The organism is Nocardia arizonensis, from assembly GCF_001310275.1.
GTDB classification, from domain to species: Bacteria; Actinomycetota; Actinomycetes; order Mycobacteriales; family Mycobacteriaceae; genus Nocardia; species Nocardia arizonensis.
In genome coordinates this window covers 17,514-42,900 of sequence record NZ_LGYZ01000051.1, presented here as the reverse complement: position 1 = coordinate 42,900, position 25,387 = coordinate 17,514, and the positions used below count along the sequence as shown (strand labels likewise).

Below are 25,387 nucleotides of genomic sequence, written 5' to 3'. Positions count from 1 at the left end.
GGGAAACTAGCGGGTCGGGGTCGTGCGGGGTTGGATCCAGAGGGCCTCGGCCAGGGCGCGGGGGGCGCCGTCGGGGGTGGCTATCGCGACGCCCACGGTGTATTTGCGACCTTCGGCGGAGATCGGCCACGCGTAGGAGATATAGCGCTCGCCCGCGTGGATCGGCGCGTACCTGGTGCCGGTGAGGGCGGCGGTGACGGCGCTGCCGTAGCGCATGCCGAGCAGTTCGATGCCCGCCCAGCCGCCGGGGCAGTCGAGTGCGGCCCAGACGTTCTCGGGCGAGAGGGTGCCGTCGGGGCCGCCGAGTTCCGGGGCCGGGGTCCACGCGGCCACGATCATATCGTCGAGGACGGCCGGGAACAGGCGCAGACCACGGCCGGGGGCGCAGGCCGAACCGCAGCCGTAACAGTCGGTGACCCGGCGGTCGTCGAGTACGGCCTCGGTGCGGGCGACCACCTGCTCCCAGGACGGGGCGCTCGGGTGGCCGATGGTCACCGCGGCCTTGGACGATTCCGCGAGGATCGCACCGTCGGGATCGGTGAGCGCGTGCCCGCCGGAATCGGTGGTGGTGAGCATCAGTGGAGCCTCCACCGGAACGGGCCGTCGGAAATCGACGCGCAGTTCCGCGTCCGCCCCGGCCCGGGCGGCGAGCAGGCCCGCGACATACCCTCCGAACGCGACCCGCGGATACCCGTGCACGTGAGCCGGAATCCTCAGCCCACCGACTCGCTCCATGATCACGCGCACCTCTCCACCCGCTTGTCCGACGAGTCGACAATACTGACCCGCCTTCCACCGAGTGCCGACGGCCGAAAGCGAGGTCGGGGTCACCCGCCGAGTTGGGTGAGCATGATGCTCATGATGCCGATTTCCTGGGTCTGGCTGCGGAGCATGGCGCGGGCGGCCTCTTTGACGGCGCCGGAGGCCAGCATGGTGTCGGCCGCGGCGGCCATGCTCACGCCGCCCTCGTGGTGGCGGATCATGAGGCGCAGGAACTGCAACGCGGCATCGCGGCCGGTGGCGGCGGCCAGGGTGTCGAGTTCGGCGGTCGTCGCCATGCCGGGCATCGTGGTGTCGGCAGGGGTCGCTCGGTGGTGTGCGGTGTGGGTTTCGGTGTCCATCCAGGCCATCGGGCGAGCGGACATGGGGGCGGCGTCGGCGAGGCGGAGCCAGCCGAGCATAGTGCCGATCTCGGTGCGCTGGGTATCGGAGACCTGCTGGGCCAGTCGGCGCACCGCCGGGTCGGCGTCGGGGGCCAAGCGCTGGGTCATGAGCAGGGCCTGTTGGTGATGGGCGGTCATGTCCTGGGCGAAACCGATCTCGATCGCGGTGAGAATCGTTGTCTCGGTGTGCTTTTCGGGCAGCACGACGGGGCGCATGGCCGCGCCGAGCACCACGAGGGTGAGGGCGAGGACGACGGCGGCGGCCACGGCGAGCGGGGCGCCGCGGCGCGGGGCGACCATATCAGGACCCCACGGTGGAACGCTGGTCCGGCGGCGGCGTGTAGACGTCGTTGTCGAGTTGCAGCACCATGAAACCATTGTCGGAACAGGTCACATAGAGCTGGTCGCCGCGCCATTCCGGCGGGGACAAGCACCAGTCGGTGGAGATGTCGCCGAAGGCCACGCGCGGAGTGCGCGAGGTCAGCGCCTGCCACGGGTCGAACTGGCCCTCGAGGATCGCGCGGGCGGCCGGAATCGCGCTGAGCGCGGGCACACCGATGATGGAGGCCAGCGCGTGCGGCGAATTCCACAGTTCCGGATTCTGTCCAGTGCGCGCGGGCGGATTGAAATACGCGATCTCCCTGATGTTCGCGGGATCGCGCACATCGAAGACCCGGATACCGGAGGAGATCCAGCCGCAGGCAAGCGCGGTGGGATCGTCGCGACGGTCGGCGGCGCAGTAGTGGGATTCGTAGGCGAAGATCGAACCGCCCATGGAGGAGCCGATATTGGCGTCCAGATTCTGCGGCAGATTGATCTCGAGCTTGATCTTGGACACCACCTTCGGGGCGGTGTCGTCGGAGACGTCGATGAGTTTGACCCCACCCGAACCGCCTTCGTCCACGGTGAACAGATAGGGCGATCCGTCGTAGGTCACCGCGACGCTGTGCTGGGTGGCCTGACCGTCGCTCCAGAACACGCGGCCGAGATGCCGGACCTGCGGCGCGGGCTCGCGCCGCTGCACCGCGCCCACATCGAGCACGGTGAACCCGCTGAGCGCCGAGATGTACATGCGGGTGCCGTCCGGGCTGAAACCCATGCCGTGCGATTCGATTCCGGTGAGTCCCTGCCAGATCACCCGGGGCACGGCCGGATTCGAGAGGTCGACCGCACTCACCAGACCCGGCGTGAGTCCTGACGCCCAATAGGTGTTGCCGTCGGGGGAGAAGCCGCCCTCGTGGGTCGTGATCGGCAGCGGCATGGCCAGGTTGGTGCCCGGTCCCGGATTCAGTAGGCGCGGATGCGCGCAATCGGAGACGTCGTAGACCGACAGGTAGCCGATGCCGGTACCCACCGGGACACCCGTGCCGACGAGCAGTTTGCGGTCGGGATGGACCTTGAGGCTCTCCCAGGTGCCCGCCAGCATGGCGGGTTCGGTCAAGGTCGCGGTCGGACGCGGATTCGCCGGATCGGAGACGTCGAGCACCTGCACGCCGCGGCCCTCGCCGATGAGGTCGCCGGGAAAGAGGGTGCCCATATAGGCGCAGTGCTCGAAACTGGTCGAGGTGATGCCCGCGCCGCGACCGGCGAAATTGCCGATCATGGACATATTGCACCGGTAGCCCTCGGTGCTGCGGCCACTGTCCCGGTCCGCGGCGGGCACATCGCCCTGGAGCCCGGTCTCCGGCAGCGAGCCGGGTCCGCAGTCTGCGCGCGGCACGGAGGTGCGCCCCACGTCGAGGAACTCCTGTACGGCGGTGCCGATATCGGATTGCAGATCGGCCGATGCGCTGTTCGGAAGCATCATGGCGGTGATGAGACCCGCCGTGAGCAGAGCGAGCGGTCGGGCGTGGCGCAATGTCGTGAGTGCGCGCATCGTTGCGGTACCTCGAACTTCGGTGTCGGCAGGCGAACTGCTGACTGGGACAGCTGAACTTCTGACTGAATGCTAATACCGGTGGGTAACCGCGTGGCGGGATTCCTCGAAATCGTCCGATCGGGTCGAAATATGCGCACCCGGGCCACCATTGCGGGCATCGACCGCGTCTTCGCTTTCCCGAGGCGAATTTTCGGGTGCTCGCCGACCGCGTGAGCGCGAATGGCGACGCGGATGGCGACGCGGATGGCGAGGACGTGGATACGGGAGACCCGCCCGGAGCGGAGCTACCGCTGCGGCGGTCTGCGCTGAAACGCCTCAGCCATCCCGGGATACTTGTTCGGCCAACAGTGCGCGGCAGGCGCGCAGGACGCGGGCTCGAAGCGCCGCCCCCTGCTCGGCGATTTCGGACTGGCGGCGGACGTAGTCGGCACGGCCGCCGGGCGTCTCCACCCTGACCGGCTCGTAACCGAAGTCCGACAGATCGTAGGGACTGGCCCGCATATCGAGCTCACGTGCCGCGTAGGCGAGTTCGAAGCACTCCAGAAGCAGGTCGGAGGAGAGGAGCGGCACCAGTTTGAAACCCCATTTGTAGAGGTCCATGGTGGCATGCAGACAACCGGGCTGTTCGTGGGCGAGCTGATCGACCCGGGTGAGCGCAATGATGTTGCGGCCCAACGCTTCCGGGGTGAAGAAGCGGTAAGCGTCGAAATGGGTGCAGCGCAACGGCATCGACTCCACCACCGCGTCGGTCTGCGCGCGGGTCAGCCGCAGTGGCACCGTCTCGTGGCGGATATCGTCGGTGCGGTACACCATCGCCCATTCGTGCAGGCCGAAACAGGACAGCTGTGTGGGTCGGGAGGCGGTGGCGCGCAATAGGTTCGCGACGAATTCCACGGTGTCGCGGCGGCGGGCGAGATGGTCGGGATCGGCGGTGACCAGATCGCGTCCGCGGGCGTCCGGTATCCGCGCGTATCCGCGCGCGCCCTCGTATTCGGGCGCGTCGGCCAAGGCGATCCCGAAACCCGGATGCCAGCGGCGCAATTGCGCGGGTTTGTTCCCGTAATAGGTGAACAGGAAATCGATCACCGGATGTGCCGCACCGGCCGCCCTGCGTTCGAGATACGGTCCGACGAGGTCGTCGACCCGGTCGGCGTGGGCCCGCGCCCGCGCCCGCCACCGGGTCGACGACATCACCTCCACGACGCTCACCTCGGTATTCGGCTCATTCCGCGCCCCGATGGGTGACATCGCGGACGGTGCCGACGAATTCCTCCACGAGGTCCTCGAGCGCGACGATGCCGATGGTGTTGCCGCGGCTGTCCACCACGCGTCCCAGATGGCTGCTGGTGCGGCGCAGCCGGGCCAGCGCCTCGTACAGCGTCGCACCCGAACTGACCGTGGGCAGCGGCCGGATATCGGTGCGGGGAATGGGGGTGTTCGGGCCGGCATTCTCGTCGGCGACCTTGTCGAGCACATCCTTGACGTGCAGGTAGCCGACGAGGGAACCGTCGTCCGCCTGCACCGGGAACCGCGAGAATCCGGTCTCCGATACCGCGGTCTCGATTTCGCCGAGGGTTGTGCCGCCGCCGCGCAGCGGCACCGAGTGGGTGCTGGCAAGATCCACCATGACATCGCCGACCGTGCGATCGGAGCTGGTCAGCGCCTGGGTCAGGCGGCGGTGCTCCTCTTCGTCCAGCAGACCCTCGGAACGGGATTCGCCGATCATCTCGGCCAATTCGACACTCGACACCGTCGCCTCCAACTCGTCCTTGGGTTCGATTCGCAGCATCCGCAGCGTCAGATTCGCGGCCAGGTTGTAGAGCGCGATGAGCGGGCGGGCCAGCCGCAACCACATCAGGTGAATCGGGACCAGCAGCAGCGCGGTACGTTCCGGGCCCGCCAGCGCGATGTTCTTCGGGATCATCTCGCCGAGCAGGATGTGCAGGATCACCACGATGGTCAACGCCACGGCGAAGGCCGCCGGATGCAGCAGCTGCTCGGGCACGCCGAGTAGGTCGAACGGGACCTCGAGCAGATGTGCCATCGCCGGTTCACCGACCCGGCCGAGCAGGATCGAGCAGATCGTGATGCCGAGCTGGGCGGCCGCCAGCATCATCGACAGGTTCTCCCCGGCCCTGATCACCGTGGTGGCATTGCGCTTGCCCTGCGCGGCGAGCGCCTCGAGGCGGTCGCGGCGGGCGGAGATGAGCGCGAATTCCGCGCCGACGAAGAAGGCGTTGCCCGCGAGCAGTACGACGGTGAGCGCGACGCCGAACAGATCACCCATGACTGTGCTCCGAATGGTTCGCCGTGCCCGGTCGCGCGCCGCTTCCGGTGCCTTCGTGCGCGGTGCGGGCGTGCAGCGTCGGCGCGTCGACGGGAATCAGGCGCACCCGGTCGATGCGCCGACCGTCCATGCGCTCGACCCGGGCGATCCAGCCGCCGCCCTCGGTATCGAACGAATTGTGTTGGTGTGCGGGCGATTCCGGCAGCACCACTTCATCGCCGGGTTCGGGGATGCGGCCGAGGCGGGTCAGCACGAGACCGCCGAGTGTCTCGTATTCGCCCTCGGGCGCGTCGTATCCGGTGGCGCGCGAGACCTCGTCGACGCGCAGCAGACCCGAACAGTCCCAGCCGTCGGCGACGCGCCGGACGTCGCGCTCCTCCTCGTCGTGCTCGTCGCGCACGTCGCCGAGGATCTCCTCGATCAGATCCTCCATGGTGACGATGCCCGCGGTGCCGCCGTATTCGTCGACGACCACCGCGATCTGCATACCGTCGGCGCGGACCCGTTCCAGCACCTCGTCACCGTCGAGACTGGCGGGCACCACCGGCACCGGACGCGCCAGCGACTGCACGGTGACCGTGCGCCGGTCCGCGGCCGGATGGGTGAACGCCTGTTTGACGTGCACCACGCCGAGGGTGTTGTCCAGATCGCCGTCGATGACCGGGAAACGGGAGTAGCCGGTACTGCTCGCCGCGGCGATGAGATCGGCGATGGTGTCGGACTTGTCCAGCGATTCGATCTTGACCCGCGGTGTCATGAGTTCCTCGGCGCTGCGCTCACCGAACTGTAGCGACCGATCCATGACCAGTGCGGTGCGCTGATCGAGGGCGCCGCGCAGCGCGGAGGTGCGCACCAGCGATCCCAGCTCCTGCGGGGAGCGCGCCGAACGCAGTTCCTCGGCCGGTTCGACACCGAATCGGCGCACCATCCAGTTCGCGGTGCCGTTGAGGAAACGAATCATCCACTTGAACACCACCGAGAAGGCGATCATCGGACCGGCCGTGACGCGCGCGGTCGCCAGCGGTTTGGCGATGGCGATGTTCTTGGGCACCAGCTCGCCGTAGATCATCGACAGCGAGGTGGCCACGATCAGGGCCAGCGCCAGCGAGATGCCGTCGGCGGCGCCGCGGCTCAGGCCGATGCCGTCCAGCAGCGGCGCGATGAGCCGGGCCAGGACGGGTTCGGCGATATAACCGGTGATCAGGGTGGTGATGGTGATGCCGAGTTGGGCGCCGGACAATTGGAACGACAGGGTCCGATGCGCCTGGCGCACCATGCGGGCCGGTGCGTCGCCCTCGCGGGCGTGTGCCTCGACGGTGCTGCGCTCGAGTGCGGTGAGTGAGAACTCGGCGGCGACGAACAGCGCGGTGCCCGCGGTGAGGGCGACGAAGCCGATCAGGCTGAGCACGGTCAGGAGAACGGACACGATCAACACCGCCCGCCGAAGGCGATCGGAGGCGATAGGCGGGGTCGTGCGACTGGTTCGGATGGGACCGCTGCGGGAAGGAGGGCGCCGGGTTTGTCACCCGGCTCGGTAGAGGAGCCCTCCTGTACGGCGCCCTCGGACGCGGGTGACAACTTGTTCCTTTCGGCATGCGGGAGTTTTCCGGCCGGCGGCGACCGGCAACCCCCATGCTACCGGCCGAGGCATGGGGACGCCTCGGCCGGTGGCCGGTCCTCCGACGCGTGTCGCGGTCACCAACCGCCGGGCAGCGGTCGTCCCTCGGCGAAGCCCGCCGCGGACTGTACGCCGAGCACCGCCTTGTCGTGGAATTCGCGCAATGTGCGGGCGCCCGCGTAGGTGCAGGCGCTGCGCACGCCCGAGCAGATGTGGTCGATGAGATCCTCGACACCCGGACGCTCCGGGTCGAGGCGCATGCGCGAACTCGAGATGCCCTCCTCGAACAGCGCCTTGCGGGCGCGGTCGAATCCGCTGTCGGCGGCGGTGCGGGCGGCGACGGCGCGCTTGGAGGCCATGCCGAAGCTCTCCTTGTACGCGTTGCCGTCGCGGTCCACGCGCAGGTCGCCGGGGGATTCGTAGGTTCCCGCGAACCAGGAGCCGATCATGACGTTGGACGCGCCCGCGGCCAGCGCCAATGCCACGTCACGTGGATGCCGCACACCGCCGTCGGCCCAGGTGCCGAGTCCGAGTTCCTTTGCCGCGGTAGCGCATTCGGCAACCGCCGAGAACTGGGGACGGCCGACGCCGGTCATCATGCGCGTGGTGCACATGGCGCCGGGTCCGACGCCGACCTTCACGATGGTGGCGCCCGCTTCGGCGAGTTCGCGGGTACCCTGCGCGGAGACCACGTTGCCCGCCGCCAGCGGCACGCCGAGCCCGAGGTCCGACACCGCGCGCAGCGCCTCGAGCATCTTGGCCTGGTGGCCGTGCGCGGTGTCGATGACAAGCAGATCCGCGCCCGCGTCCACCAGGGCCTTGGCCTTGGCGGCCACGTCGCCGTTGATCCCGACCGCCGCGGCGACCCGCAACTGCCGCCGGTCGTCCACATTGGGCTCGTAGATGCCGGCGCGAACGGCGCCGGTGCGGGTCATGACGCCCGCGAGCGTGCCGTCGGCCGACGTCAGCACCGCAAGGTCGGCGTGTGCGGCGTCCAGCAGGTCGAAGATGTCGCGCGGTGAGGTGGCGACCGGCGCGTGCACGAAATCGCCGACGGCGACATCGCGCAGCCGGGCGAAGCGGTCGACGTCGGCGCAGGCCGATTCGGTGACCACACCGACGGCACGACCCCGTTCGGTGACGATCACCGCGCCGTGCGCGCGCTTGTGCATGAGCGCGACCGCCTCCGACACCGAATGATCCGGCTCGAGGGTGACCGGGGTGTCGGCGGTCAGCGAACGGCTCTTGACGAATCCGATGGTGGCCGTGGCCGCGCTGATCGGCAGATCCTGCGGCAGCACCACGATGCCGCCGCGGCGGGCGACGGTCTCGGCCATCCGGCGACCCGCGACCGCGGTCATATTCGCGACGACGATGGGAATGGTGGTGCCGGACCCGTCGGCGGTGGACAGATCCACGTCGAACCGCGAGGCGACATCGGTCCGGTTGGGCACGAGGAAGACGTCGTCGTAGGTCAGATCGTACGGCGGCTGATGTCCCGGGAGAAAGCGCACTTGACCGATACTAACCGGACGGTCGCCCCGTCGCGCGGACTTCGGGGGTTCCGATCCCCGCGCCTGCCCACAGGAGAGCCGAATCGTGCTGGCGCACAGGACGATCAGCGATGCGGGCGCACGACCGCGCCGAGCGCCCCGGTACGTAGCCGTTCGTCGGGCACGGTCGTGCCGAAGAGCGCCGCGGCGAGCGGTTCGGCGGGACGAGCCAATCGCGCAGCGGCGCGGTGGAATTGCCCTCGGTCGAGTCGCCGAGACGGCGCGCCGTACCCGGGTCAGTTGGCCCGGCGATTGCCGTGAGATGGCGAACCCTGCGGACGACCGGCGCGTCTGCGGGATTGCCCAGGCGTGTCGGATCGCGCCTGCCTGCCCGCGGCCGCGACGGCGGGCTTGCCCGCGGCCCGGCCGGTCGCGGCCTTGGCGGACCGGCTCGCGGGGGCGGCCGAACCGTCGGCGCGCACGGTCGGGGCGGAGGAACCGGCCTTGCGGCCACCCGGCCTGTCCGGGCGACCCGCGGCGGAGCGCGCACCGCTCTCGCGCCCCGGGGAGTCACCGCGCTGGACGGGTGCGCCTCGGCCGCCGCGGGTATCCGGCGTCTGCCGCGCGTCGGGGGCATTGGCGGTCCGCCGCGTCCGGCGGCTCGCGGGCGATCCCTCGGCGCCGCTCGTCGACGCCGTGCCGGATGCCGTTCGGGTCCGTGCGCCCTGGTCACCCGCCATGGCCCGCGACCCGCGGTTCGAGGCCGCGCCCCGTGCGGTGCCCGCCGACGACGCGCGCGACCGGCCGCCCGCTCGCGAACCGACGGCCTCCGACTGCCGCGCGGCCGACCGGCGCGGCCGATCCGCGGCTGCCGTGTCGCGCGCGGTGGACTGCACGGGTTCGGCCGGGACGGGACGACCGGGCGGGGTGCGCGATCCGGTGATCTCGCTGAGCTCGTGATCGCCGGGCCCGACCTCGACGCCGACGATGTCAACACCCGCCTTGCGGGTCATCTTCTCCACCTCGGCGCGTTCTTCGGCGGTGACCAGGGTGACCACGACCCCGTCCTCGCCCGCGCGCGCGGTGCGGCCCGCCCGGTGCAGATACGCCTTGGACTCGGCGGGCGGATCGACGTGGACGACCAATGAGATGCCGTCGACGTGGATGCCGCGGGCGGCGACATCGGTGGTCACCAGGACCGGGGTGGCGCCATCGGCGAAGGCCGCGAGGGTGCGGGTGCGATTGTTCTGGGCCTTGCCGCCGTGCAGCGCGCCCGCGGCGACACCGACCGCGCGCAACTGTTTGGCGAGCCGGTCGGCGCCGTGCTTGGTGCGCACGAACATGATGGTCAGGCCGTCGCGCGCGGCGATCTCGGCGACCACGGCGCGCTTGACGACCTTGTCGCGCACGAACAGCAGATGGTGCGACATGGTCGCGACCGAGGCCGACGGCGGCGCGGTGGAATGGGTGACCGGCGAGCGGAGATACCGTTTGACGAGTTTGTCGACCTCACCGTCGAGGGTGGCCGAGAACAGCAGGCGCTGACCGTCTCCGGGCGTGCGATCCAGGAGTTTGACCACCTGCGGCAGGAAGCCCATGTCGGCCATGTGGTCGGCCTCGTCCAGCGCGGTGATGCGCACCTCGGACAGGTTCGCCGACCCCTGGGCGATGAGATCCTCGAGTCTGCCGGGGGTGGCGATGAGCAGATCCACGCCGCGGGCGAGCCGGTCGGCCTGCCGTTTGATCGGGGCGCCGCCGACCACGGAGGCGATCCGCAGTCCGAGGGCGAGCGCGGCCTCGTCCAGCGCGCGCTCGATCTGGGCGGCCAGTTCGCGGGTCGGCACCAGCACCAGACCGCGCGGGCGGCCCGGCCGCGCGGCGGCATTGGCCAGGCTCGCGAGCATGGGGAGTCCGAAGGCGAGTGTCTTGCCCGACCCGGTCGGCCCCCGCCCCAGCACGTCCTTGCCCGCGAGGGCGTCGGGCACGGTCGCGGCCTGGATCGGGAACGGGGCCTCGATGCCGTTGCGGCGCAGCGCCTGCACGAGCGCGACGGGTAGACCCAGGTCCGCGAAGGTCACGGCGGCAGGGGGCGATGAGGTCAACGGGTGCCTTTCTGTGTGGCGCGAGCATGGGCGCCGATCGGTATCGGTGGACCGGGCCCACCGCACGATGCGCCGAAGGGCACTCGTGTCGGGACGATGACGTCGAGAGATCAGCCGTGGAACAGTCTGCTGAGTTCGACCAGCCAGGGTACCGCGACCGCGAGGGTGGGTACCACCAGGATGGCGATGGACCCGAGATAGGCGGCGGTCGCGACCCGCAGATCACCCATCCGGTCGCCGAGCCGCTGGATGCGGATGAGCGTGGTGGGGCCGCCCGCGGCCAGGGCGCCCTGCGGCGCGGTGGACTTGGCGCAGGCCACCAGCGCGCGGGCCAGCGGTGCGGGACCGGTGACCTTGACAGCGGAGTCGTCGGCGAGCAGTTCGATGAGCAGCTTCACCGATCCGAGCGCGGCCCGGCTGCGCACCAGGCGCGGGAATGCCTCGTGCACGGCGGTGAACGCCTCGAGCACCAGATCGTGGCGGGCGCGCAGATGCGAGCGCTCATGGCTGACGATGGCCGTGACCTCGGCATCGTCGAGACTCCGCAGCGTGCCCTCGCTGATCACCACGCGCCGTCGCAGACCCGGCAGACAGTAGGCGATGGGCTCGGTGGCGGCCAGCACCCGGATATCGGCGGCGCGCCGATGCGGGCCGCTCTGGTCGAGCAGGTCCACCAGCATGCGGTGGCGGGCGCGTCTGCGGCGGGTGTGCACCCCGACGCGCACGATCGAGAAGATCAGCCGCCCGCCGACGAGCAGGGTGAGCGCGAAGACGAATACGTAGGCCAGCCACAGCGGCAGGCCGAGCGCGTCGATCTCCCGGGTGGGCGAGGTGGTCGGACGGCCGTCGGGGCCGGGGACCAACAGTTCCGCCGCGATCGCCAGGCCGGAGCCGAAGGCGCTGAGCACGGCGGCGAGCGCGATCGCCTGCCACAGGACCAACGCCGCGCGCGGTGTGCGGTAGGGCCATTTCGCGCGGCTCAACAGCGCTGGAGCAGGCCCCGCGAGAAGCAATGCGAGACCGGCGAAGACCGGCGCGGTTGCGTTCATCGACTCAGCTCACTGCGTTGTGGGGCCAAGACGCCCACGGCCTTGTGGGCGTCGCGCCGAAGGTATCAGGAACCTTCGGATGATTCGAGCTTAGCGAGTGCCTCACGCAGGGCATCGGCCTCGTCGGGGCCGACCTGTTCGACGAAGTGGACCAGCGCGGCGGCTCGACTGCCCGCCTCGTCGGCTTGTTGCAGCGCGTCCACCATGAGACCCGCGACCAATTCGTCGCGAGTGTGCACGGGGGCGTACCGGTGGGCGCGGTCGTCACGCCGCTGGACCACCAGATTCTTCTTCGCGAGTCGTTGTAGCACTGTCATCACCGTGGTGTACGCGAGCTCACGGCGGGCGGCCAATGCCTCGTGCACCTGCCGGACCGTCTGCGGTTCATCGCTGGACCACAGCTGGTCCATGACCGCCTTCTCGAGTTCACCAAGTCCTGCCATCCCACAAGTTTAGAGACTCAACGACGCAAAGGCGTACTACATCTTGTCGTAACTGTCTGGTAACTGTGTGGTATTGGTCATACCTCGCACACCGGGCGTGGCGCGCGGGCCGACCCGCGCACGTGCCGGGTGCCGATCGGCACGATCATGGGCCGCCCCGACACCGGGTCCTCGAGCACCGAGGCGGCGAGTCCGAAGACCTCGCGCAACAGGTCGGCGTCGATGATGTCGGCCGGGGCGCCCTGGGCGACGATGCGACCGGCGTGCATCACGAGCAACCGATCGCTGTAGCGGATCGCCAGATTCAGATCGTGCAGCACCATGACCACCGTGCGGCCCATCTCGTCGTGCAGCCGGTCCACCAGGTCCAGCACATCGATGGAATGCGCCAGATCCAGATAGGTCGTCGGCTCGTCGAGCAGCAGGATGTCGGTGCCCTGTGCCAGCGCCATCGAGATCCACGCGCGCTGGCGTTGGCCGCCGGACAGCTCGTCCAGGGGTCGGCCCGCCAGATCGGCGATGCCGGTCTGTTCCAGCGCGCTCATGACCTCGGCCTCGTCGGCGGCCGACCACTGCCGGATCCAGGACTGGTGCGGATGACGACCCCGCGCGACCAGATCGGCGACCGTGAGACCCTCCGGGGCGACGGGGGTCTGCGGCAGCATGCCGATCACCCGCGCCACGTCCTTGGTCTTCATCGATGAGATCGCCTTGCCGTCGAGTACGACACGGCCGCGCGCGGGGCGCGACAATCGGCCGAGCGCGCGCAACAGGGTCGACTTGCCGCAGCCGTTGGGCCCGATGACGGTGGTCACGATGCCCTGGCCGATCTCGAGTGTCAGACCGTCGATGACGACGCGGTCGCCGTAGCCGACCGTGATGGCCTCGGCCGCGAGCCGGTGTCGGTCGGATTCGGGTGCGGTGGTCATGACAGGGTGGCCTTCCGGTTCATACGCACGAGCAGGTACAGCAGGAACGGTCCGCCGAATGCCGCGGTCACGATGCCCACCGGCAGGTCGACGGGGAGCAGGGTGCGCGAGGCCACGTCCGCGCCGACCACCAGGGCCGCGCCGAACAGCGCCGAGCCCAGGACGGGTTCGCCGGGGGTGCGGAACACCATGCGCGCGATCTGCGGTGCGGCCAATGCCACGAAGCCGACCGGTCCCACCGCGGCGGTGGCGACCGAGGCCACGACCACCGCCGTGCCGAGCAGGATCGCCTGCTGGGTCTGCACCCGCACGCCCAGTACCCGCACGCTCTCCGGCCCGAGGCGCAGCGCGGCGAGGGTGCGCGCGGAGACTGTGGTGATCACCAGTGCCGCGGCGAGCGCGATCGCCGCCGGGACGAGGGTCTTGCGGTCGGCGGCGTTGAGCGAACCGTTGATCCACAGCTGCGCGCGGGCGGCGTCCTCGAGGGTGCCTCGGGTCAGTGTCCAGCTGATGCCTGCCAGCATCAGCGCGTTGACGCCGATGCCGATCAGCACCAATCGCATTCCGGTGGCGCCGGATTCGCCGGTCGCGCTGCGGCCCCAGGCCAGCACGTAGACCGCGAGCGCGGTGGCGAGACCGCCGACCAGCGCCGCGACCGGCGCGCCGACCGTGGCCGCGAGGCCGGTGTTCCCGATGCCGGTGAGCGCGAGTACCGCGCCGAGACCCGCACCGGAGGTGATGCCGAGCATGTCGGGACCGGCCAGCGGATTGCGCAGGATCGACTGGGTGATCGCGCCCGCGAGGCCGAGGCACGCACCGACCACCACCGCGGTGAGGGCGCGCGGCATCCTGGACTCCCAGATGATGTAGCGCTGCGCGCGCGATCCGCCGCCCGAGAGCACGTCGAGCACCCGGTCCAGCGGGATACGCGTCTCGCCGGTGGCGACATCGAGGCAGAACAGGCCGAAGACCAAGACCGCGAGCACCGCCGCGACGAGCACCACGCGCGGGCGCAGCACGGTCGAGAACGGTCCGATCCGCAGGGCGGGACGGACGGTGCGCAGGGCGCGGCCGGAATCCTGCGCGCCGGATCGCAGGGTCGTGTTCATCGGGTCACCGCACCGGCTCGAAGATGCGGTGCGCGAGCGGTTTCCGCATGCGTGATCACAGGCTCACCAGCTTCCGGCGGCGTACGAAGGCGATGAAGACCGGCGCGCCGAGCGCCGCGAGCATCACGCCGACCTGGAGTTCGTCCGGCCGGGCCACCACGCGCCCGACGATATCGGCGGTCATCAGCAACAGCGCGCCGAACAGGCCCGAATACGGGACGAGCCAACGGTAGTCGGGTCCGGTGAACACGCGCGCGAGGTGCGGGGCCACCAGACCGAGGAAGGCGATGGGGCCGACGGCCGCGGTCGCCGCGCCGCACAGCAACACGATCGCGGCCAGGCCGATCGCGCGGCTGCGCGCGATGTTCACCCCCAGACCGCGCGCGACGTCGTCGCCGAGGCTGAGCAGGTTCAGGCCGGGCGCGGCGGCGAGGGCGGTGAGCATGCCGATCACCAGGAATGGCAGCACCTGCCAGAAGACCTCGGCATCGCGTCCGGCGACGGTGCCGACCACCCAGAAGCGGTAGGTGTCCAGCGCCGAGTTGTCCAGCGTGACCACGGCATTGGTCATGGCCTGGAGGAAGACCGTGACCGCCGCGCCCGCCAGCACCAGGCTCAGCGGGCCCGCCTTGCCGCCGCCGACGGCCGCCGCGCCGAAGACCACGACACCCGCCACCAGCGCGCCGAGGAAGGCGAACCAGATGTACTGCTCCGGCGCGGTCAGGCCGAACAGGTACATGCCGAGTGCGGCGAGGAAGGCCGCGCCCGCGTTCAACCCGAGCAGCCCGGCGTCGGAGAGCGGATTGCGGGTGTAGCCCTGGATCAGCGCGCCGGTCGCGCCGAGTGCGATACCGCACACCAGCGCCAGCGCCGTTCGGGGCAGGCGCAGCCCGCGGACGATCTCGGCGGCCGTGGATTCGGCGGGGCAGGTGAACGGCCCGTCGGGGCAGGCGAACGCGGAGTGCAGCGCGTCGAAAACCGTGGTCGGAGCCAAGGATCGGGTACCGACGGCGATACTCGCGATCACCGCGGCGGCCAAGAGGGCGGTGAGTGTCAGAAGTCCGACAAGGCGACGTCGCCTGACGGAACCGAGGGGTGTCACGGCGACGAGTTACTCCTGCCCGATGGTGGTGCCGAGGTTACTGGGTCTGGTAAGCCTAACCTATCTTTCGAATCCGACTCTACGACGGAGCCGACCTCGAGGAGGTTCGATGCGCGAGCCCATGACGACCTGCACGCCCCGCCACACCCCGGCGGTCTTCGGTCATGCCTGTACCCGGCTGCGCGGACTGCAACCGGAGCATCCGCGCGTCTACGCCGTCGCCGCCATGGCCGATCAGGGCAAACGCCGGTGGTGGAAACTCTCGGAGGGATTGCGCGAGGGGCGGATCGAGCTCATGTTCCGGCGTCACGCCGCGGAGATGATCAGCGCCGACACCGCCGCCGAGGTGGTCGCCACCGCGCTCATCCACGCGGTGATCGGACGGGTCACGGCGCTGCTGGTGGCCGAGGGCTCGGCCTGGGATCCCGGACTGGAGAACCTGTGGGTGCGCAACGACAACGACGGCGGCATCGACTGGGCGGGGCTGTCCGACACCACGATCCGAGTGGTCGCCGGCGATCGCCGGGTCGGTGATCCCGGTGTCGTGGTGCTGCCGTGCGAGCGTGCGATGTACCTGTGGCTCGCGCACCGCTGTGGGGCCTCGCTCTCGCTCGTCCAGCACGGACTCGGTCGCTGCGCCGGGCTCGGTCCGCGCCGATTCTGGTCGCTGGTGGGCGAATCCATCGGTGGCGCCGCGACCTACGTGCCGGATCTGGCGCGCACCGACGCCCTGGTGGGGGCGCGGCACGGGCAGGGTCTGCTGCTCGCGCTCGAGGAGCGCGGCCTACCGGTACGGCGAAGTTGCCTAGTTAGGTAAGCCTGACCTATATTGATGTCGGCGTTCGGATCGGGCGTGAGTCCCGAGGGCTGCGGTGACCCGCGATCCGCCGCTTCGTCGTTCGGGTATCGTCGGCGATCGGAGCCATCCCTGCGCGGATGCCGTGATCACGGCATGTCAAGGTGGACGCATGACACAACAGGAGCCTTCGTCCGCCCGGTCTCTGGCCGGCATGACACCCGAGCAGATGACCGCCGCCGCCGAGGGAACCTTCGCCGATCTGATCGGGCTGCGCTACACCGAGGTCACCCCCGACCGCGTGCGCGGGGAGTGGATCGTCAAACCGCATCTGCATCAGCCGATGGGCATCGTCAACGGCGGGGTGTACTGCACCGTCATCGAAACACTCTCCAGCATCGCTGGCGCGGTCTGGCTCGGCGACAAGGGCACCGTGGTCGGCGTCAACAACAACACCGACTTCCTGCGCGCCGTCAGCGACGGCACCCTCTACGCCGAGGCCACCCCGGTGCATCGCGGCCGCACCCAGCAACTGTGGCAGGTCGTGATCACCGACGAACAGCAGCGCCAGGTCGCCCGCGGACAGGTGCGGTTGCAGAATCTGACCGCGCGCGGCTGACGCTCGCGCCGCATCACCCGAACCGGCGTGCCAGAATGTCCGTCACCCGTGTCGTCCGAATCCGGTGAGGAGCCCGCATGCGACTGTCGCCGCACGAGCAGGAGCGGCTGCTGCTGAGTTACGCGGCCGAACTGGCCCGTCGCAGGCAGGCGCGTGGGCTCAAACTCAACCATCCCGAGGCGATCGCGCTCATCACCGACCATGTCCTCGAGGGCGCGCGCGACGGCCGTTCGGTCGCCGAACTCATGTCCTCGGGTCGCGCCGTCCTCACCCGTGCGGATGTGATGGAGGGCGTGCCGGAGATGATCCACGACGTCCAGGTCGAGGCCACCTTCCCGGACGGCACCAAACTGGTCACCGTCCATCACCCGATCGGCTAGGCGCGCACGTGATCCCGGGAGAATACCTGTGCGCCGAGGGCGTCGTGGCGTTGAACGCGGGCGCGCCGCGGCTCGAACTCGAGGTCGTCAACACCGGTGACCGGCCGGTGCAGGTCGGCAGCCACGTGCACTTCGCGCAGGCCAATGCCGCACTCGAATTCGACCGCGCCGCCGCGCACGGGCACCGGCTCGACATACCCGCGGGCACCGCGGTGCGCTTCGAACCCGGGCTGGCGCAGCGGGTTTCGCTGGTTCCGCTCGGCGGCTCCCGGGAAGTCCACGGGATCAGCCTGACACCGCCCGGTCGGCTCGATGCATAGGGCGATGCTACGCACCGCACGGTCGATGCCGGTGCGCCGCACGGCATCTCGGGAGGTAGGTCATGAGTGAACTGAGTCGGGCCCGCTACGCGGAGCTGTTCGGGCCGACCACCGGCGATCGTATCCGGTTGGCCGACACCGATCTGCTCATCGAGATCACCGAGGATCGCAGCGGCGGACCGGGACTCGCGGGCGAGGAGGCCGTCTTCGGCGGCGGCAAGGTGCTGCGCGAATCGATGGGCCAGTCCCGCGCCACCCGCGCGCAGGGCGCGCCCGACACCGTCATCACCGGCGTGGTGATCCTCGACCACTGGGGAATCGTCAAAGCCGATCTCGGCATTCGCGACGGCCGCATCTGTGGCATCGGCAAGGCGGGCAACCCCGACACCATGTCCGGCGTACACGCGGATCTGGTGGTCGGCCCCTCCACCGAGGTCATCGCGGGCAACGGCCGCATCCTCACCGCGGGCGCCGTCGACTGCCACGTCCATTTCATCTGCCCGCAGCTCATGGACGAGGCGCTCGGCGGCGGCATCACCACCCTCGTCGGCGGCGGCACCGGCCCGGCCGAGGGCTCCAAGGCCACCACGGTCACCCCCGGTGCCTGGCATCTGGCCCGCATGCTCGAGGCCACCGATCACTGGCCGTTGAACATCGCGCTGCTCGGCAAGGGCAACACCGTCAGCGAAGCGGCCATGTGGGAGCAGTTGCGCTCCGGCGCTTCGGGTTTCAAACTCCACGAGGACTGGGGATCGACCCCCGCCGCCATCGACGCCTGCCTGCGGGTCGCCGACGCATCGGGGGTCCAGGTGGCGCTGCACTCCGACACCCTCAACGAGGCCGGATTCGTCGAGGACACCCTCGCGGCCATCGCTGGACGCGGCATCCACGCCTATCACACCGAGGGCGCGGGCGGCGGACACGCCCCCGACATCATCACCGTCGCCGCCCACCCGAACGTGCTGCCCAGTTCCACCAATCCGACCCGCCCGCACACCGTCAACACCCTCGACGAGCACCTGGACATGCTCATGGTGTGCCACCATCTCAGCGCCTCGATTCCCGAGGACCTTGCCTTCGCGGAGAGCCGCATCCGACCCTCCACCATCGCCGCCGAGGATCTGCTGCACGATCTGGGCGCTATCTCCATGATCGGCAGCGACTCCCAGGCCATGGGACGCATCGGCGAGGTCGTCATGCGCACCTGGCAGACCGCCCACGTCATGAAGCGCCGCCGCGGCGCGCTGCCCGGTGACGGCGCCGCGGACAATCTGCGCGCGCGCCGCTATGTCGCGAAGTACACCATCTGCCCGGCCGTCGCGCACGGACTCGACCGGGAGATCGGTTCGGTGGAGGTCGGTAAACTCGCCGATCTCGTCCTGTGGGAGCCCGCGTTCTTCGGTGTCCGCCCGCACGCGGTGCTCAAGGGCGGCATGATCGCCTGGGCCGCCATGGGCGATGCCAACGCCTCGATCCCCACGCCCCAGCCCGTGCTGCCCCGCCCCATGTTCGGCGCCGCGGCCCCCGCCGCGGCGGCGACCTCGGTGCACTTCGTCTCCGAACACGCCGTCGCCGACGGCCTCGCCGATCGCCTGGCCGTGCGACGAGAACTGGTGCCGGTGCGGAACGTGCGCGGCCTCACCAAGTCGGATATGCCGAACAATGACGCCATGCCGCGCATCGAGGTGGATCCCGATACCTTCACCGTTCGCGTCGACGGCGAGGTCTGGACCGAACAGCCCGCCACCGAACTGCCGATGGCACAACGATATTTCCTGTTCTGACGGGGCGAAATCGTCGACCGTCGGCGAACTCGATCGGTCGCCGAGCCGTCAGACGACGAACTCGTATTCGGCTCGGCGTTGATAGAATTTGCGCTGCGCCGACTTCGCGGGTTCGGATTGCGTCTTCGTCAGTTCCGCTACCGCGAACCTCCACAGGATCTCGATTCGTGAGAACTTCCACTTGGCGCCGTGCAATTCCCTGCTGATGTCGTCGTTCGGCTTCCTCTCGATCGACGTGCGCTGCCAGTAACTCGCCACCGCGTCCAGCAGGCGTTGCTCCTTCGCCGTGTCGTCGTCGTCCAGCAGCGCCAATGCGTGCAGGTAGTAGCCGTGGCCGTACGATCCGGACGGGGGGACGTTCTCATGGAGGAGGTCGAGGAGTCGGGTTCTCGAACCCGTCCCGAAGCGGGTGTGCAACAACGCCAGATGCAGGAGGATCTCGTGGCGATTCGGGTGGTAGCGCGCCGCCTCTGTGAGGTTGTGGTATGCCTGTGCTGCCAATACCTTTCGCATTCGCGCGTTGTCGCATCGGCCGTCGAGCAGGGATTCGGAATAGATCACGCACAGTTGCCAGTCCGGGGAGCCGAGCTCGATGGAGAGACGAATCGCGTTCTGCACCATCGTCAAAGCGTCGTCCGGTAGATGGAGGTCGATGATCGTGCCCGCATACCGCAGGAATTGTCGCGTGTGTCGATCGGTATCGGAGTATGTCGACGCGACGTACTCGTAGAAGATGAACATCGACTCGTACAGGTCGCGTCCCTTGGCGAGTTCCTCGCCGCGCAGTTCGTGCAGTGGCAGTGCGCGTACACCGGCGTGCGCCCAGGTGTACATATACAGATGGTTTCTTCGGGTCCACCAGGACTCGGCACGGAATTCGGCGAACGTGGTGACGAATTCGTAAATGTCGTCGCTGGTCACGGTATTGTCGATCGCGGCGGTGTCCAGATCGAGGCATCGCCGCGCGAATCTCGCCCGGTCGGGCCAGCGCGCGCCGGGCGCTTCGCCCGCGAGTGCGAACAGGTCGGAGGCCAACCCGCGCAGGCGCGCGGCCATCGCCCCTCTGCCGCTGCGCCCGCGTCCCTTCTCACCGTCGTTCGGAATCAGCTCGCGTACCGCGCATGCCCATCGGTAGATGATCTCGCTGTCCTCGCTGTCGGAGATGACCGTGGTCAACTCGTCGAAGTCGAGCAGGCGCAGGCGCAGGGCCTCCACGAGGGAGGCCCGAAGCCGTTGCGACGCGGACTCGGTGATCGTCGGAAGCGTGTTGACGACCGAGAGCAGTCTCAGGACGGCATCGGCGTCTTCCGGTGAATCGGCCATGCGTTCGATGTGCAGACCTATGGCGTGTGACAGCATCCGGTGCGCGCCGCCCACCTCTTGCAGGACGATTTGGGCGACGAGCGGATGGCGGGCGAAGTGATAGCCGTCGTCCTCGACCCACGGATCATGCCGGGATCGTTCCTCGACGGCGGCTCCCGGGAACATCGTCAGCACATGCGATTCCAGCAGTTTATTCTCAGCCAGCGTACCCAAACAGATCTGGAAGTAGGCGAGTCGGTCCTCCGGGGCGAGTTGGTCCAACTCGTCCACGAGCCGCTGCAACATATCCGCGCCGTAGACGGCCCGTATGACGCGGACGATGACCGGCGAGGTCGGGTCGAGCAGGATGTCGTCCTGCTGCTGCTGGGACATGTCCAGGAAGGCCCGGAGGTTGGGCCATCGCGCCGCGATCGCGTTGTCCGCCATTCCCGCCGCGATCGCCTGCTCCAGCGCCTCGCGATAGATCTCGACCCATTGCCGCGCGTCCAACGGGCCCAACGGGGTCAGGTGGGCCGAGCTCACCGCTCCGACGCGCGCCCTGATGCGGGCGACCGGAGCGAAACGCCCCTCGATGACGACGGTGACCGCACCGTCGTCCCGTTTGCGCGCCCGCAACTCCTCGACGAGTTCGGCGTCGCGCGCTTCGTCACGGCCGATATCGAGCGAGACGACCAGCACGACGACGGGCGCACCGTCCCGGCCGGTTTGCCGTGCGCGCTCGGTGAGCGCGATACGGAATTCCTCGATCTCGCCGATCTCGACTCGCCGGCCGCGCGCGTTGCGTAAGAACACATGCGAGTCGGTGGAGTTCGCGGCGACACGGTTGAGGAACGAGGTCTTGCCCTCGCCCGGTTCGCTCGCGAGCATCACGGTTTGTTTGGGGTTGTCCCGGAGCCACCGCAGGAACTCGACCTCGTCCATTTCGGTGCCGTCGATGACCACCGAACGTGGGGCTATCGCTCCTTCGGTGGCCATGATCGGTGACAGCGGGCTGCCGTCGAGCACCGATTTCCAGTCCCGTGCCGCAGAGGTGTCGGGCGCGATCGCGACGACGCCGATCGGAGAGTCCTTCAGGATCTCCCTGGCGAGATCGACGGAGGGCGGGGGAGCGGGGACGTCGATCGACGGCTCGCTCCCGGTGGCGGACGGGCCGTGTCCGGTGCCCGAATCAACCACGGAGCGAACGATATTCGCGTACCCGCGGGCGAGGAGCCGTCGGGCGATGGCGGCCGTCGGTACGGCCTGATTGCCCCCTTTCGAACTGTAGTGGTGGATGGCGACCAAGCGCCCTCGGATGTCCATCAGCGGCGCTCCCGAGGAGCCGGGTGCGGTATTGGTGACGTATCGGACACGTGTGCTCCGAGGACTCACCTTGGGTGGTTCGAGGACGTACGAGATGGTCTGCGTATGTCCGATCGGGTAGTGGACCAGGTAGAGCAGCGGTGCGCGCGCGAAGTCGTAGCCCCTCTCGGACAACGGGAACCAGCCGCGCTCGGTTCCCACGGCGTGTGCGAGCCGAAGGACGGCGTAGTCCATCGTGTCCTCGGGGGCGTCCCAGCCGACCACGGCGGTCCCCAGTATCTCCGACTGATGCGCCGGTGAGCCCTCCAAGAGCTCGATGACGTCCACCTCGACGTCGAAGCTCGCGGCGGGCTCGCTCGCCGCACGATAGTCGAATGCCGCCGTCAGTCCCTCGACCCCATCCCTGGGCGGCCACGACCTCGGGTCGAGGACGTGAGCCGCCGTCAGGATCAAGTCGGACCCGATCAGTACCCCGCTGCCCGCGGGATGTCCGTGTCGACGGATCAAGCAGGTGCGGCGGGACCGTTCCGCGGCGAGTCGAAGATTCGTCGAGGCGTCCTCGAATCCGTACCGGGGCGAGACGAGACCCTCGAGCCCGTCTTCGGGCGGCGTTCCCGCGCCGGATTGCCTCGTGTCGTTCACGGGTCGGACCTCATCGGGCATGCCGGTGCACGATATCGGCGATACGACTCGCGGAGACGGCGAGGTTGCTCGTCGGATGTCGGTACCGGTCCGCGCCGAAATGTATCGCCACCACGCGACCGCTTTCCATGTCGACCAGCGCGGAGCCCGAAGATCCGCCGAGCGTGGTCGCGTCGTGTTCGACGATGTCGTCGGCGTGTGCCGCGGTGATTCGCCCCGGTGACATCCGTTTCACGCCGTATATGCCGTCGAAGATGCGTTGCTGGTCCTCGAGGTTCCAGCGGGTGTCGAGGTACGGGAACCCCACCGCCGCGATCCACGAGCCCGGCGCCGCGTCGCCGGCTTCCGCGAGTTCCAGATGCCGCGGAATCGGTCTTTCGTCGTTCGCTCCGACTCCGGTGATTCGTAGGACGGCGACGTCGTAGCCGCCGGGCGGTTCGATCCACACGACTTCGGGTACGGCGAACCGAGCCTCGGCGGTGCGCGCGTATTCCCTTCGGAAATCGACGGTGACCCGGGTCGGATTGCCGTCGTAGTGCACCGAGAATGCGTATCCGCTTCCGTTCGGCTCCGCGAATTCCCGGGCGACGTGCCGGTTCGTCACCACGAGGTCGGGGGCGACGACCCATCCGGTCCCCACCCAGTCCATGAGGTGATCGCGCAGGTCGATCCTGCCCACACTCGGGATCGCCGCCTCTATCGGCGAACGTGCGGAGCGGACCTTGCTCTCGATGACTTCACTGTTGGCGAAGCTGTCGCCCGGAGTGGTTATCCGGCCGTCTTGAACCAGGTATACCGGGCGCGCGAAACGCTCGATGATGGCCTCCAGTCCCTGATCCGAGTCGTCGCCGCGCGCCACCGCGGCCGCGTCGTCGGTCGACCAGGCGGGTTCCAGCCCCTCGAGCCCTTCCACAGCACCGGCGTGGGCGGCGAGTATCTCGGGAAACCGGTCCAGGAATTCCTCGACAAGCCGATGGTCTTTGGCCACATAGTCCGACAACATGCAGAAACAGCCTCCGGTTCACCATTCGATCGCCGACTTCGCGCGGGCGAGAACGCCGAAGCCCCCGTCCCCCGGGCATTTTCGGTATGGCCTCCAATGCCCCGCCCGCCCCTGCTACGACCCGCCGTCGCACCGCTGGTCGAGTGCGGATCGAAAAGCAGCGGGATACGGAAGTTTACGTGAGAAGCCCGTGTGGCACGCCCCGAACGAGGGCCCGTTCACGCTGCCGGAGGTCGACGGTCTCGATACGACGGAAGTCACCGAATGTGCGGCGAATTCGGCACGGAATCATGTCAGAATATGCGATCAGCGTAGCGGTGAGGAACTGACGGGATTGGACGAGGTGAGCCGAGCGAGGACCGTGCCGTCGGTGACCGGCCTATGAGCCCGCGGGAGTGGGAGTTCTCCCCACTGGCGTTCAAGGTGCTGTGGCGTGCCGCCGAACGGGATGTGCTGCCCTATCCGCTCCAGTACCGGTCGACCTTCGACACGGTCGCCGAGTACGACGAGGCGTGGAAGACCGAGGCCAACAACCTGCATCGCGTCTTCGACGAGGAGTTGTACGGGGCGATGCGGGTGCTGGCCGAGCCCGAGGCGCGGGTCGAGGTCGCGGGCGAGGTGGCCCGTGACAAGCTGCGCATCCACGCCGCGGTGCATTACCACCACGCCGTGCTGCTGGTGCAGGAGCCGACCGGATCGCCGTATCGCGGTGGCGCGGTGCGGATGACGATGTTCGACGCGGATCGACTACCCGGGCGGTTGGTGACCCTGCTGCCGGATGCCCCGCGGGGGAGCGGGCCCGGTCTCGAGGTGTCGCGCCACGATGTGGAGATCGCCGACGCGACCTACCGCATCGGACACGACGACGCGAGGCGCTCGGCGCGGGCGGAAGCCGAGAAGTTCTTCGATCGACCGCGCAGTCTGGTCGTGCATGTGGCGGTGTATCCGGGTCCGTCCTGGAACAACAGTTCGGCACCCGCCCGCGGATTCCACGTCATGGACTACCCCGACGGCCGCTATCTGGTCCGCGCGGGCGACGGGAGGATCGAGGCCGAACCGGTGGACCGGTCGGCACTCGGATTCGATCTGGAGCGGCTCATCCGCTTCACCGTCACCGAGCACCGTGAGGAACGCGACCCCAGCTATCGCTGAGCGCTTTTCGGACGCCGTCATTCCGCACGCCTACCGTGATTTTTGCCGATACGTAGATATGCGCATCAAACTATATTACCGCCGTGGCGCTGGTATCGATGGTCCCGGCGATCGACGGGTCAGGTCGACGGGGCTGGCTCGAACAGCGGTGTGCGGGCGCGGATTCGGGCCTCGATGCCGTCGCAGAGCGTGTCCAGGCCCGCGTAGAGCAATTCCTCGGAGGTCAGTTCGCTGACGCCCGCGCCCTCCAGGTCGGCGAGCGCGGGCGGCGGCGTCCACATCGGACAGCCTGTGAGCAGGGCGCGCAGGCCGTTGTTGGCGTCGGGTTCGATGCCGCGGCGTGTCATGAGCGAGGAACTGATCTGCGGCAGTGTCGCGCCGGAGATGTAGTTCCACACCGAGAACGACATCTGCATGGCTTCGCGCGGGGTGATGTCGAGTTCGCGGAAGCCCTCGACCAGCCAGGCCAGGCAGGCCAGTCCGGCGGGGCCGAAACTGTAGCGCGGAGTCGCGAAGGCCAGTATGACCCACGGGTGCTGCTGGTAGAGAGCCCAGTCGGTCTCGGCCGCGATGCGCACGCGGTCGCGCCAGGTCCAGCGGGTGCCGGTGGCATCGGGGTAGGGATTGCGCCGGGAGACCTCGTCGGTCATGGCGGCGAGCAGTTCGTCCTTGTTGGCCACGTGGCGGTAGAGCGACATGGCGCCAACGCCCATGCGGTCGGCGATGCGGCGCATGGACAGCGCGTCGATGCCCTCGTCGTCGGCGAGGGTGATGGCGGTGTCGACGATCGCCGTGCGAGTGAGCTTGTTATCGGTCATCCCATGACCCGCTTCCGCTTGTCGTGCCGGTATGCGTACACTGTACCCGACGACGCGTACGGTGTACGCGAGTA

At 69.0% G+C, this 25,387-nt stretch carries 21 protein-coding genes and 1 pseudogene; 6 read left to right on the top strand and 16 right to left on the bottom strand.

The features are described 5' to 3' along the window. Positions 1–6: 6 nt before the first annotated feature. From APZ21_RS09645 to APZ21_RS09585, 13 genes and pseudogenes are all read right to left on the bottom strand, one after another. On the bottom strand, positions 7–735 hold the full coding sequence (locus APZ21_RS09645; RefSeq protein WP_054812942.1) for a hypothetical protein: 729 nt from the start codon (positions 733–735) through the stop codon (positions 7–9). A 92-nt stretch (positions 736–827) separates the two neighbouring features. Beyond that, the gene (locus tag APZ21_RS09640) at positions 828–1,463 is read right to left on the bottom strand and encodes a DUF305 domain-containing protein (RefSeq protein WP_054812914.1); all 636 of its coding nucleotides are present in this window, start codon (positions 1,461–1,463) and stop codon (positions 828–830) included. A 1-nt stretch (position 1,464) separates the two neighbouring features. Further along, entirely contained in the window at positions 1,465–3,039 is a 1,575-nt protein-coding gene (locus APZ21_RS09635; protein ID WP_054812913.1) for an LVIVD repeat-containing protein, read from the bottom strand. A 318-nt stretch (positions 3,040–3,357) separates the two neighbouring features. Further along, positions 3,358–4,233 (bottom strand): hypothetical protein, encoded by an 876-nt coding sequence (locus APZ21_RS09630; protein ID WP_054812941.1) that lies wholly within the window; start codon positions 4,231–4,233, stop codon positions 3,358–3,360. A 31-nt stretch (positions 4,234–4,264) separates the two neighbouring features. After that, entirely contained in the window at positions 4,265–5,329 is a 1,065-nt protein-coding gene (locus APZ21_RS09625; RefSeq protein ID WP_054812912.1) for a hemolysin family protein, read from the bottom strand. Next, positions 5,322–6,755, bottom strand: a complete 1,434-nt coding sequence (locus tag APZ21_RS09620) for a hemolysin family protein (protein ID WP_054812940.1) — start codon at positions 6,753–6,755, stop codon at positions 5,322–5,324. The genes APZ21_RS09625 and APZ21_RS09620 overlap by 8 nt, the downstream gene beginning before the upstream one ends. Before the next feature lie 269 nt (positions 6,756–7,024). After that, on the bottom strand, positions 7,025–8,461 hold the full coding sequence (locus APZ21_RS09615; protein WP_054812911.1) for a GuaB1 family IMP dehydrogenase-related protein: 1,437 nt from the start codon (positions 8,459–8,461) through the stop codon (positions 7,025–7,027). Between the two features lie 683 nt (positions 8,462–9,144). Continuing rightward, a pseudogene (locus APZ21_RS09610) lies at positions 9,145–10,542 on the bottom strand (DEAD/DEAH box helicase); the annotation flags it as partial. Between the two features lie 110 nt (positions 10,543–10,652). After that, positions 10,653–11,591, bottom strand: coding sequence for a M56 family metallopeptidase (locus APZ21_RS09605; RefSeq protein WP_054812909.1), 939 nt, complete (start codon positions 11,589–11,591; stop codon positions 10,653–10,655). A 65-nt stretch (positions 11,592–11,656) separates the two neighbouring features. Beyond that, the gene (locus APZ21_RS09600; RefSeq protein WP_054812908.1) at positions 11,657–12,034 is read right to left on the bottom strand and encodes a BlaI/MecI/CopY family transcriptional regulator; all 378 of its coding nucleotides are present in this window, start codon (positions 12,032–12,034) and stop codon (positions 11,657–11,659) included. A 77-nt stretch (positions 12,035–12,111) separates the two neighbouring features. After that, positions 12,112–12,963, bottom strand: coding sequence for an ABC transporter ATP-binding protein (locus APZ21_RS09595; protein WP_054812907.1), 852 nt, complete (start codon positions 12,961–12,963; stop codon positions 12,112–12,114). After that, on the bottom strand, positions 12,960–14,072 hold the full coding sequence (locus APZ21_RS09590; RefSeq protein WP_054812906.1) for a FecCD family ABC transporter permease: 1,113 nt from the start codon (positions 14,070–14,072) through the stop codon (positions 12,960–12,962). The genes APZ21_RS09595 and APZ21_RS09590 overlap by 4 nt, the downstream gene beginning before the upstream one ends. A gap of 55 nt (positions 14,073–14,127) precedes the next feature. Then, complete coding sequence (locus APZ21_RS09585; protein WP_082392962.1) at positions 14,128–15,174, bottom strand: FecCD family ABC transporter permease; 1,047 nt, start codon at positions 15,172–15,174, stop codon at positions 14,128–14,130. Between the two features lie 109 nt (positions 15,175–15,283). Here APZ21_RS09585 and APZ21_RS09580 point away from each other — a divergent pair, with 109 nt between their 5' ends. From APZ21_RS09580 to APZ21_RS09560, 5 genes are all read left to right on the top strand, one after another. Further along, positions 15,284–15,991 carry a hypothetical protein gene (locus APZ21_RS09580; RefSeq protein ID WP_054812905.1) on the top strand — a complete coding sequence of 236 codons (708 nt, stop codon included), beginning with the start codon at positions 15,284–15,286 and terminating at the stop codon, positions 15,989–15,991. Between the two features lie 193 nt (positions 15,992–16,184). After that, complete coding sequence (locus tag APZ21_RS09575; RefSeq protein ID WP_054812904.1) at positions 16,185–16,589, top strand: PaaI family thioesterase; 405 nt, start codon at positions 16,185–16,187, stop codon at positions 16,587–16,589. A gap of 77 nt (positions 16,590–16,666) precedes the next feature. After that, on the top strand, positions 16,667–16,969 hold the full coding sequence (locus APZ21_RS09570) for an urease subunit gamma (RefSeq protein ID WP_054812903.1): 303 nt from the start codon (positions 16,667–16,669) through the stop codon (positions 16,967–16,969). Between the two features lie 8 nt (positions 16,970–16,977). Beyond that, positions 16,978–17,289, top strand: coding sequence for an urease subunit beta (locus APZ21_RS09565; RefSeq protein WP_054812902.1), 312 nt, complete (start codon positions 16,978–16,980; stop codon positions 17,287–17,289). A gap of 62 nt (positions 17,290–17,351) precedes the next feature. Beyond that, a complete protein-coding gene (locus tag APZ21_RS09560; protein ID WP_054812901.1) occupies positions 17,352–19,073 on the top strand; it encodes an urease subunit alpha in 1,722 nt (573 codons plus the stop codon). Between the two features lie 48 nt (positions 19,074–19,121). Here the strand turns inward: APZ21_RS09560 and APZ21_RS09555 are convergent, their stop codons facing one another. Both APZ21_RS09555 and APZ21_RS09550 read right to left on the bottom strand, forming a co-directional pair. Then, positions 19,122–22,340, bottom strand: a complete 3,219-nt coding sequence (locus APZ21_RS09555) for a trypsin-like peptidase domain-containing protein (RefSeq protein ID WP_162240324.1) — start codon at positions 22,338–22,340, stop codon at positions 19,122–19,124. A 10-nt stretch (positions 22,341–22,350) separates the two neighbouring features. Then, positions 22,351–23,343, bottom strand: coding sequence for a trypsin-like serine peptidase (locus APZ21_RS09550; RefSeq protein ID WP_054812899.1), 993 nt, complete (start codon positions 23,341–23,343; stop codon positions 22,351–22,353). A 381-nt stretch (positions 23,344–23,724) separates the two neighbouring features. On the opposite strand from APZ21_RS09550, the gene APZ21_RS09545 reads away from it, so the two are divergent. Next, positions 23,725–24,495, top strand: a complete 771-nt coding sequence (locus tag APZ21_RS09545) for an ESX secretion-associated protein EspG (protein WP_054812898.1) — start codon at positions 23,725–23,727, stop codon at positions 24,493–24,495. A gap of 119 nt (positions 24,496–24,614) precedes the next feature. Here APZ21_RS09545 and APZ21_RS09540 read toward each other — a convergent pair whose 3' ends face one another. Next, complete coding sequence (locus APZ21_RS09540) at positions 24,615–25,313, bottom strand: TetR/AcrR family transcriptional regulator (protein WP_054812897.1); 699 nt, start codon at positions 25,311–25,313, stop codon at positions 24,615–24,617. Positions 25,314–25,387 lie beyond the last annotated feature (74 nt).

Excerpts from the sequence above, each read along its gene's own strand:
- APZ21_RS09645 (WP_054812942.1), bottom strand. The coding sequence starts at position 735 with ATGGAGCGAGTCGGTGGGCTGAGGATTCCGGCTCACGTGCACGGGTAT.
- APZ21_RS09640 (WP_054812914.1), bottom strand. The coding sequence starts at position 1,463 with ATGGTCGCCCCGCGCCGCGGCGCCCCGCTCGCCGTGGCCGCCGCCGTC.
- APZ21_RS09635 (WP_054812913.1), bottom strand. The coding sequence starts at position 3,039 with ATGCGCGCACTCACGACATTGCGCCACGCCCGACCGCTCGCTCTGCTC.
- APZ21_RS09630 (WP_054812941.1), bottom strand. The coding sequence starts at position 4,233 with ATGTCGTCGACCCGGTGGCGGGCGCGGGCGCGGGCCCACGCCGACCGG.
- APZ21_RS09625 (WP_054812912.1), bottom strand. The coding sequence starts at position 5,329 with ATGGGTGATCTGTTCGGCGTCGCGCTCACCGTCGTACTGCTCGCGGGC.
- APZ21_RS09605 (WP_054812909.1), bottom strand. The coding sequence starts at position 11,591 with ATGAACGCAACCGCGCCGGTCTTCGCCGGTCTCGCATTGCTTCTCGCG.
- APZ21_RS09600 (WP_054812908.1), bottom strand. The coding sequence starts at position 12,034 with ATGGCAGGACTTGGTGAACTCGAGAAGGCGGTCATGGACCAGCTGTGG.
- APZ21_RS09595 (WP_054812907.1), bottom strand. The coding sequence starts at position 12,963 with ATGACCACCGCACCCGAATCCGACCGACACCGGCTCGCGGCCGAGGCC.
- APZ21_RS09590 (WP_054812906.1), bottom strand. The coding sequence starts at position 14,072 with ATGAACACGACCCTGCGATCCGGCGCGCAGGATTCCGGCCGCGCCCTG.
- APZ21_RS09580 (WP_054812905.1), top strand. The coding sequence starts at position 15,284 with ATGCGCGAGCCCATGACGACCTGCACGCCCCGCCACACCCCGGCGGTC.
- APZ21_RS09575 (WP_054812904.1), top strand. The coding sequence starts at position 16,185 with ATGACACCCGAGCAGATGACCGCCGCCGCCGAGGGAACCTTCGCCGAT.
- APZ21_RS09570 (WP_054812903.1), top strand. The coding sequence starts at position 16,667 with ATGCGACTGTCGCCGCACGAGCAGGAGCGGCTGCTGCTGAGTTACGCG.
- APZ21_RS09560 (WP_054812901.1), top strand. The coding sequence starts at position 17,352 with ATGAGTGAACTGAGTCGGGCCCGCTACGCGGAGCTGTTCGGGCCGACC.
- APZ21_RS09550 (WP_054812899.1), bottom strand. The coding sequence starts at position 23,343 with ATGTTGTCGGACTATGTGGCCAAAGACCATCGGCTTGTCGAGGAATTC.
- APZ21_RS09545 (WP_054812898.1), top strand. The coding sequence starts at position 23,725 with ATGAGCCCGCGGGAGTGGGAGTTCTCCCCACTGGCGTTCAAGGTGCTG.
- APZ21_RS09540 (WP_054812897.1), bottom strand. The coding sequence starts at position 25,313 with ATGACCGATAACAAGCTCACTCGCACGGCGATCGTCGACACCGCCATC.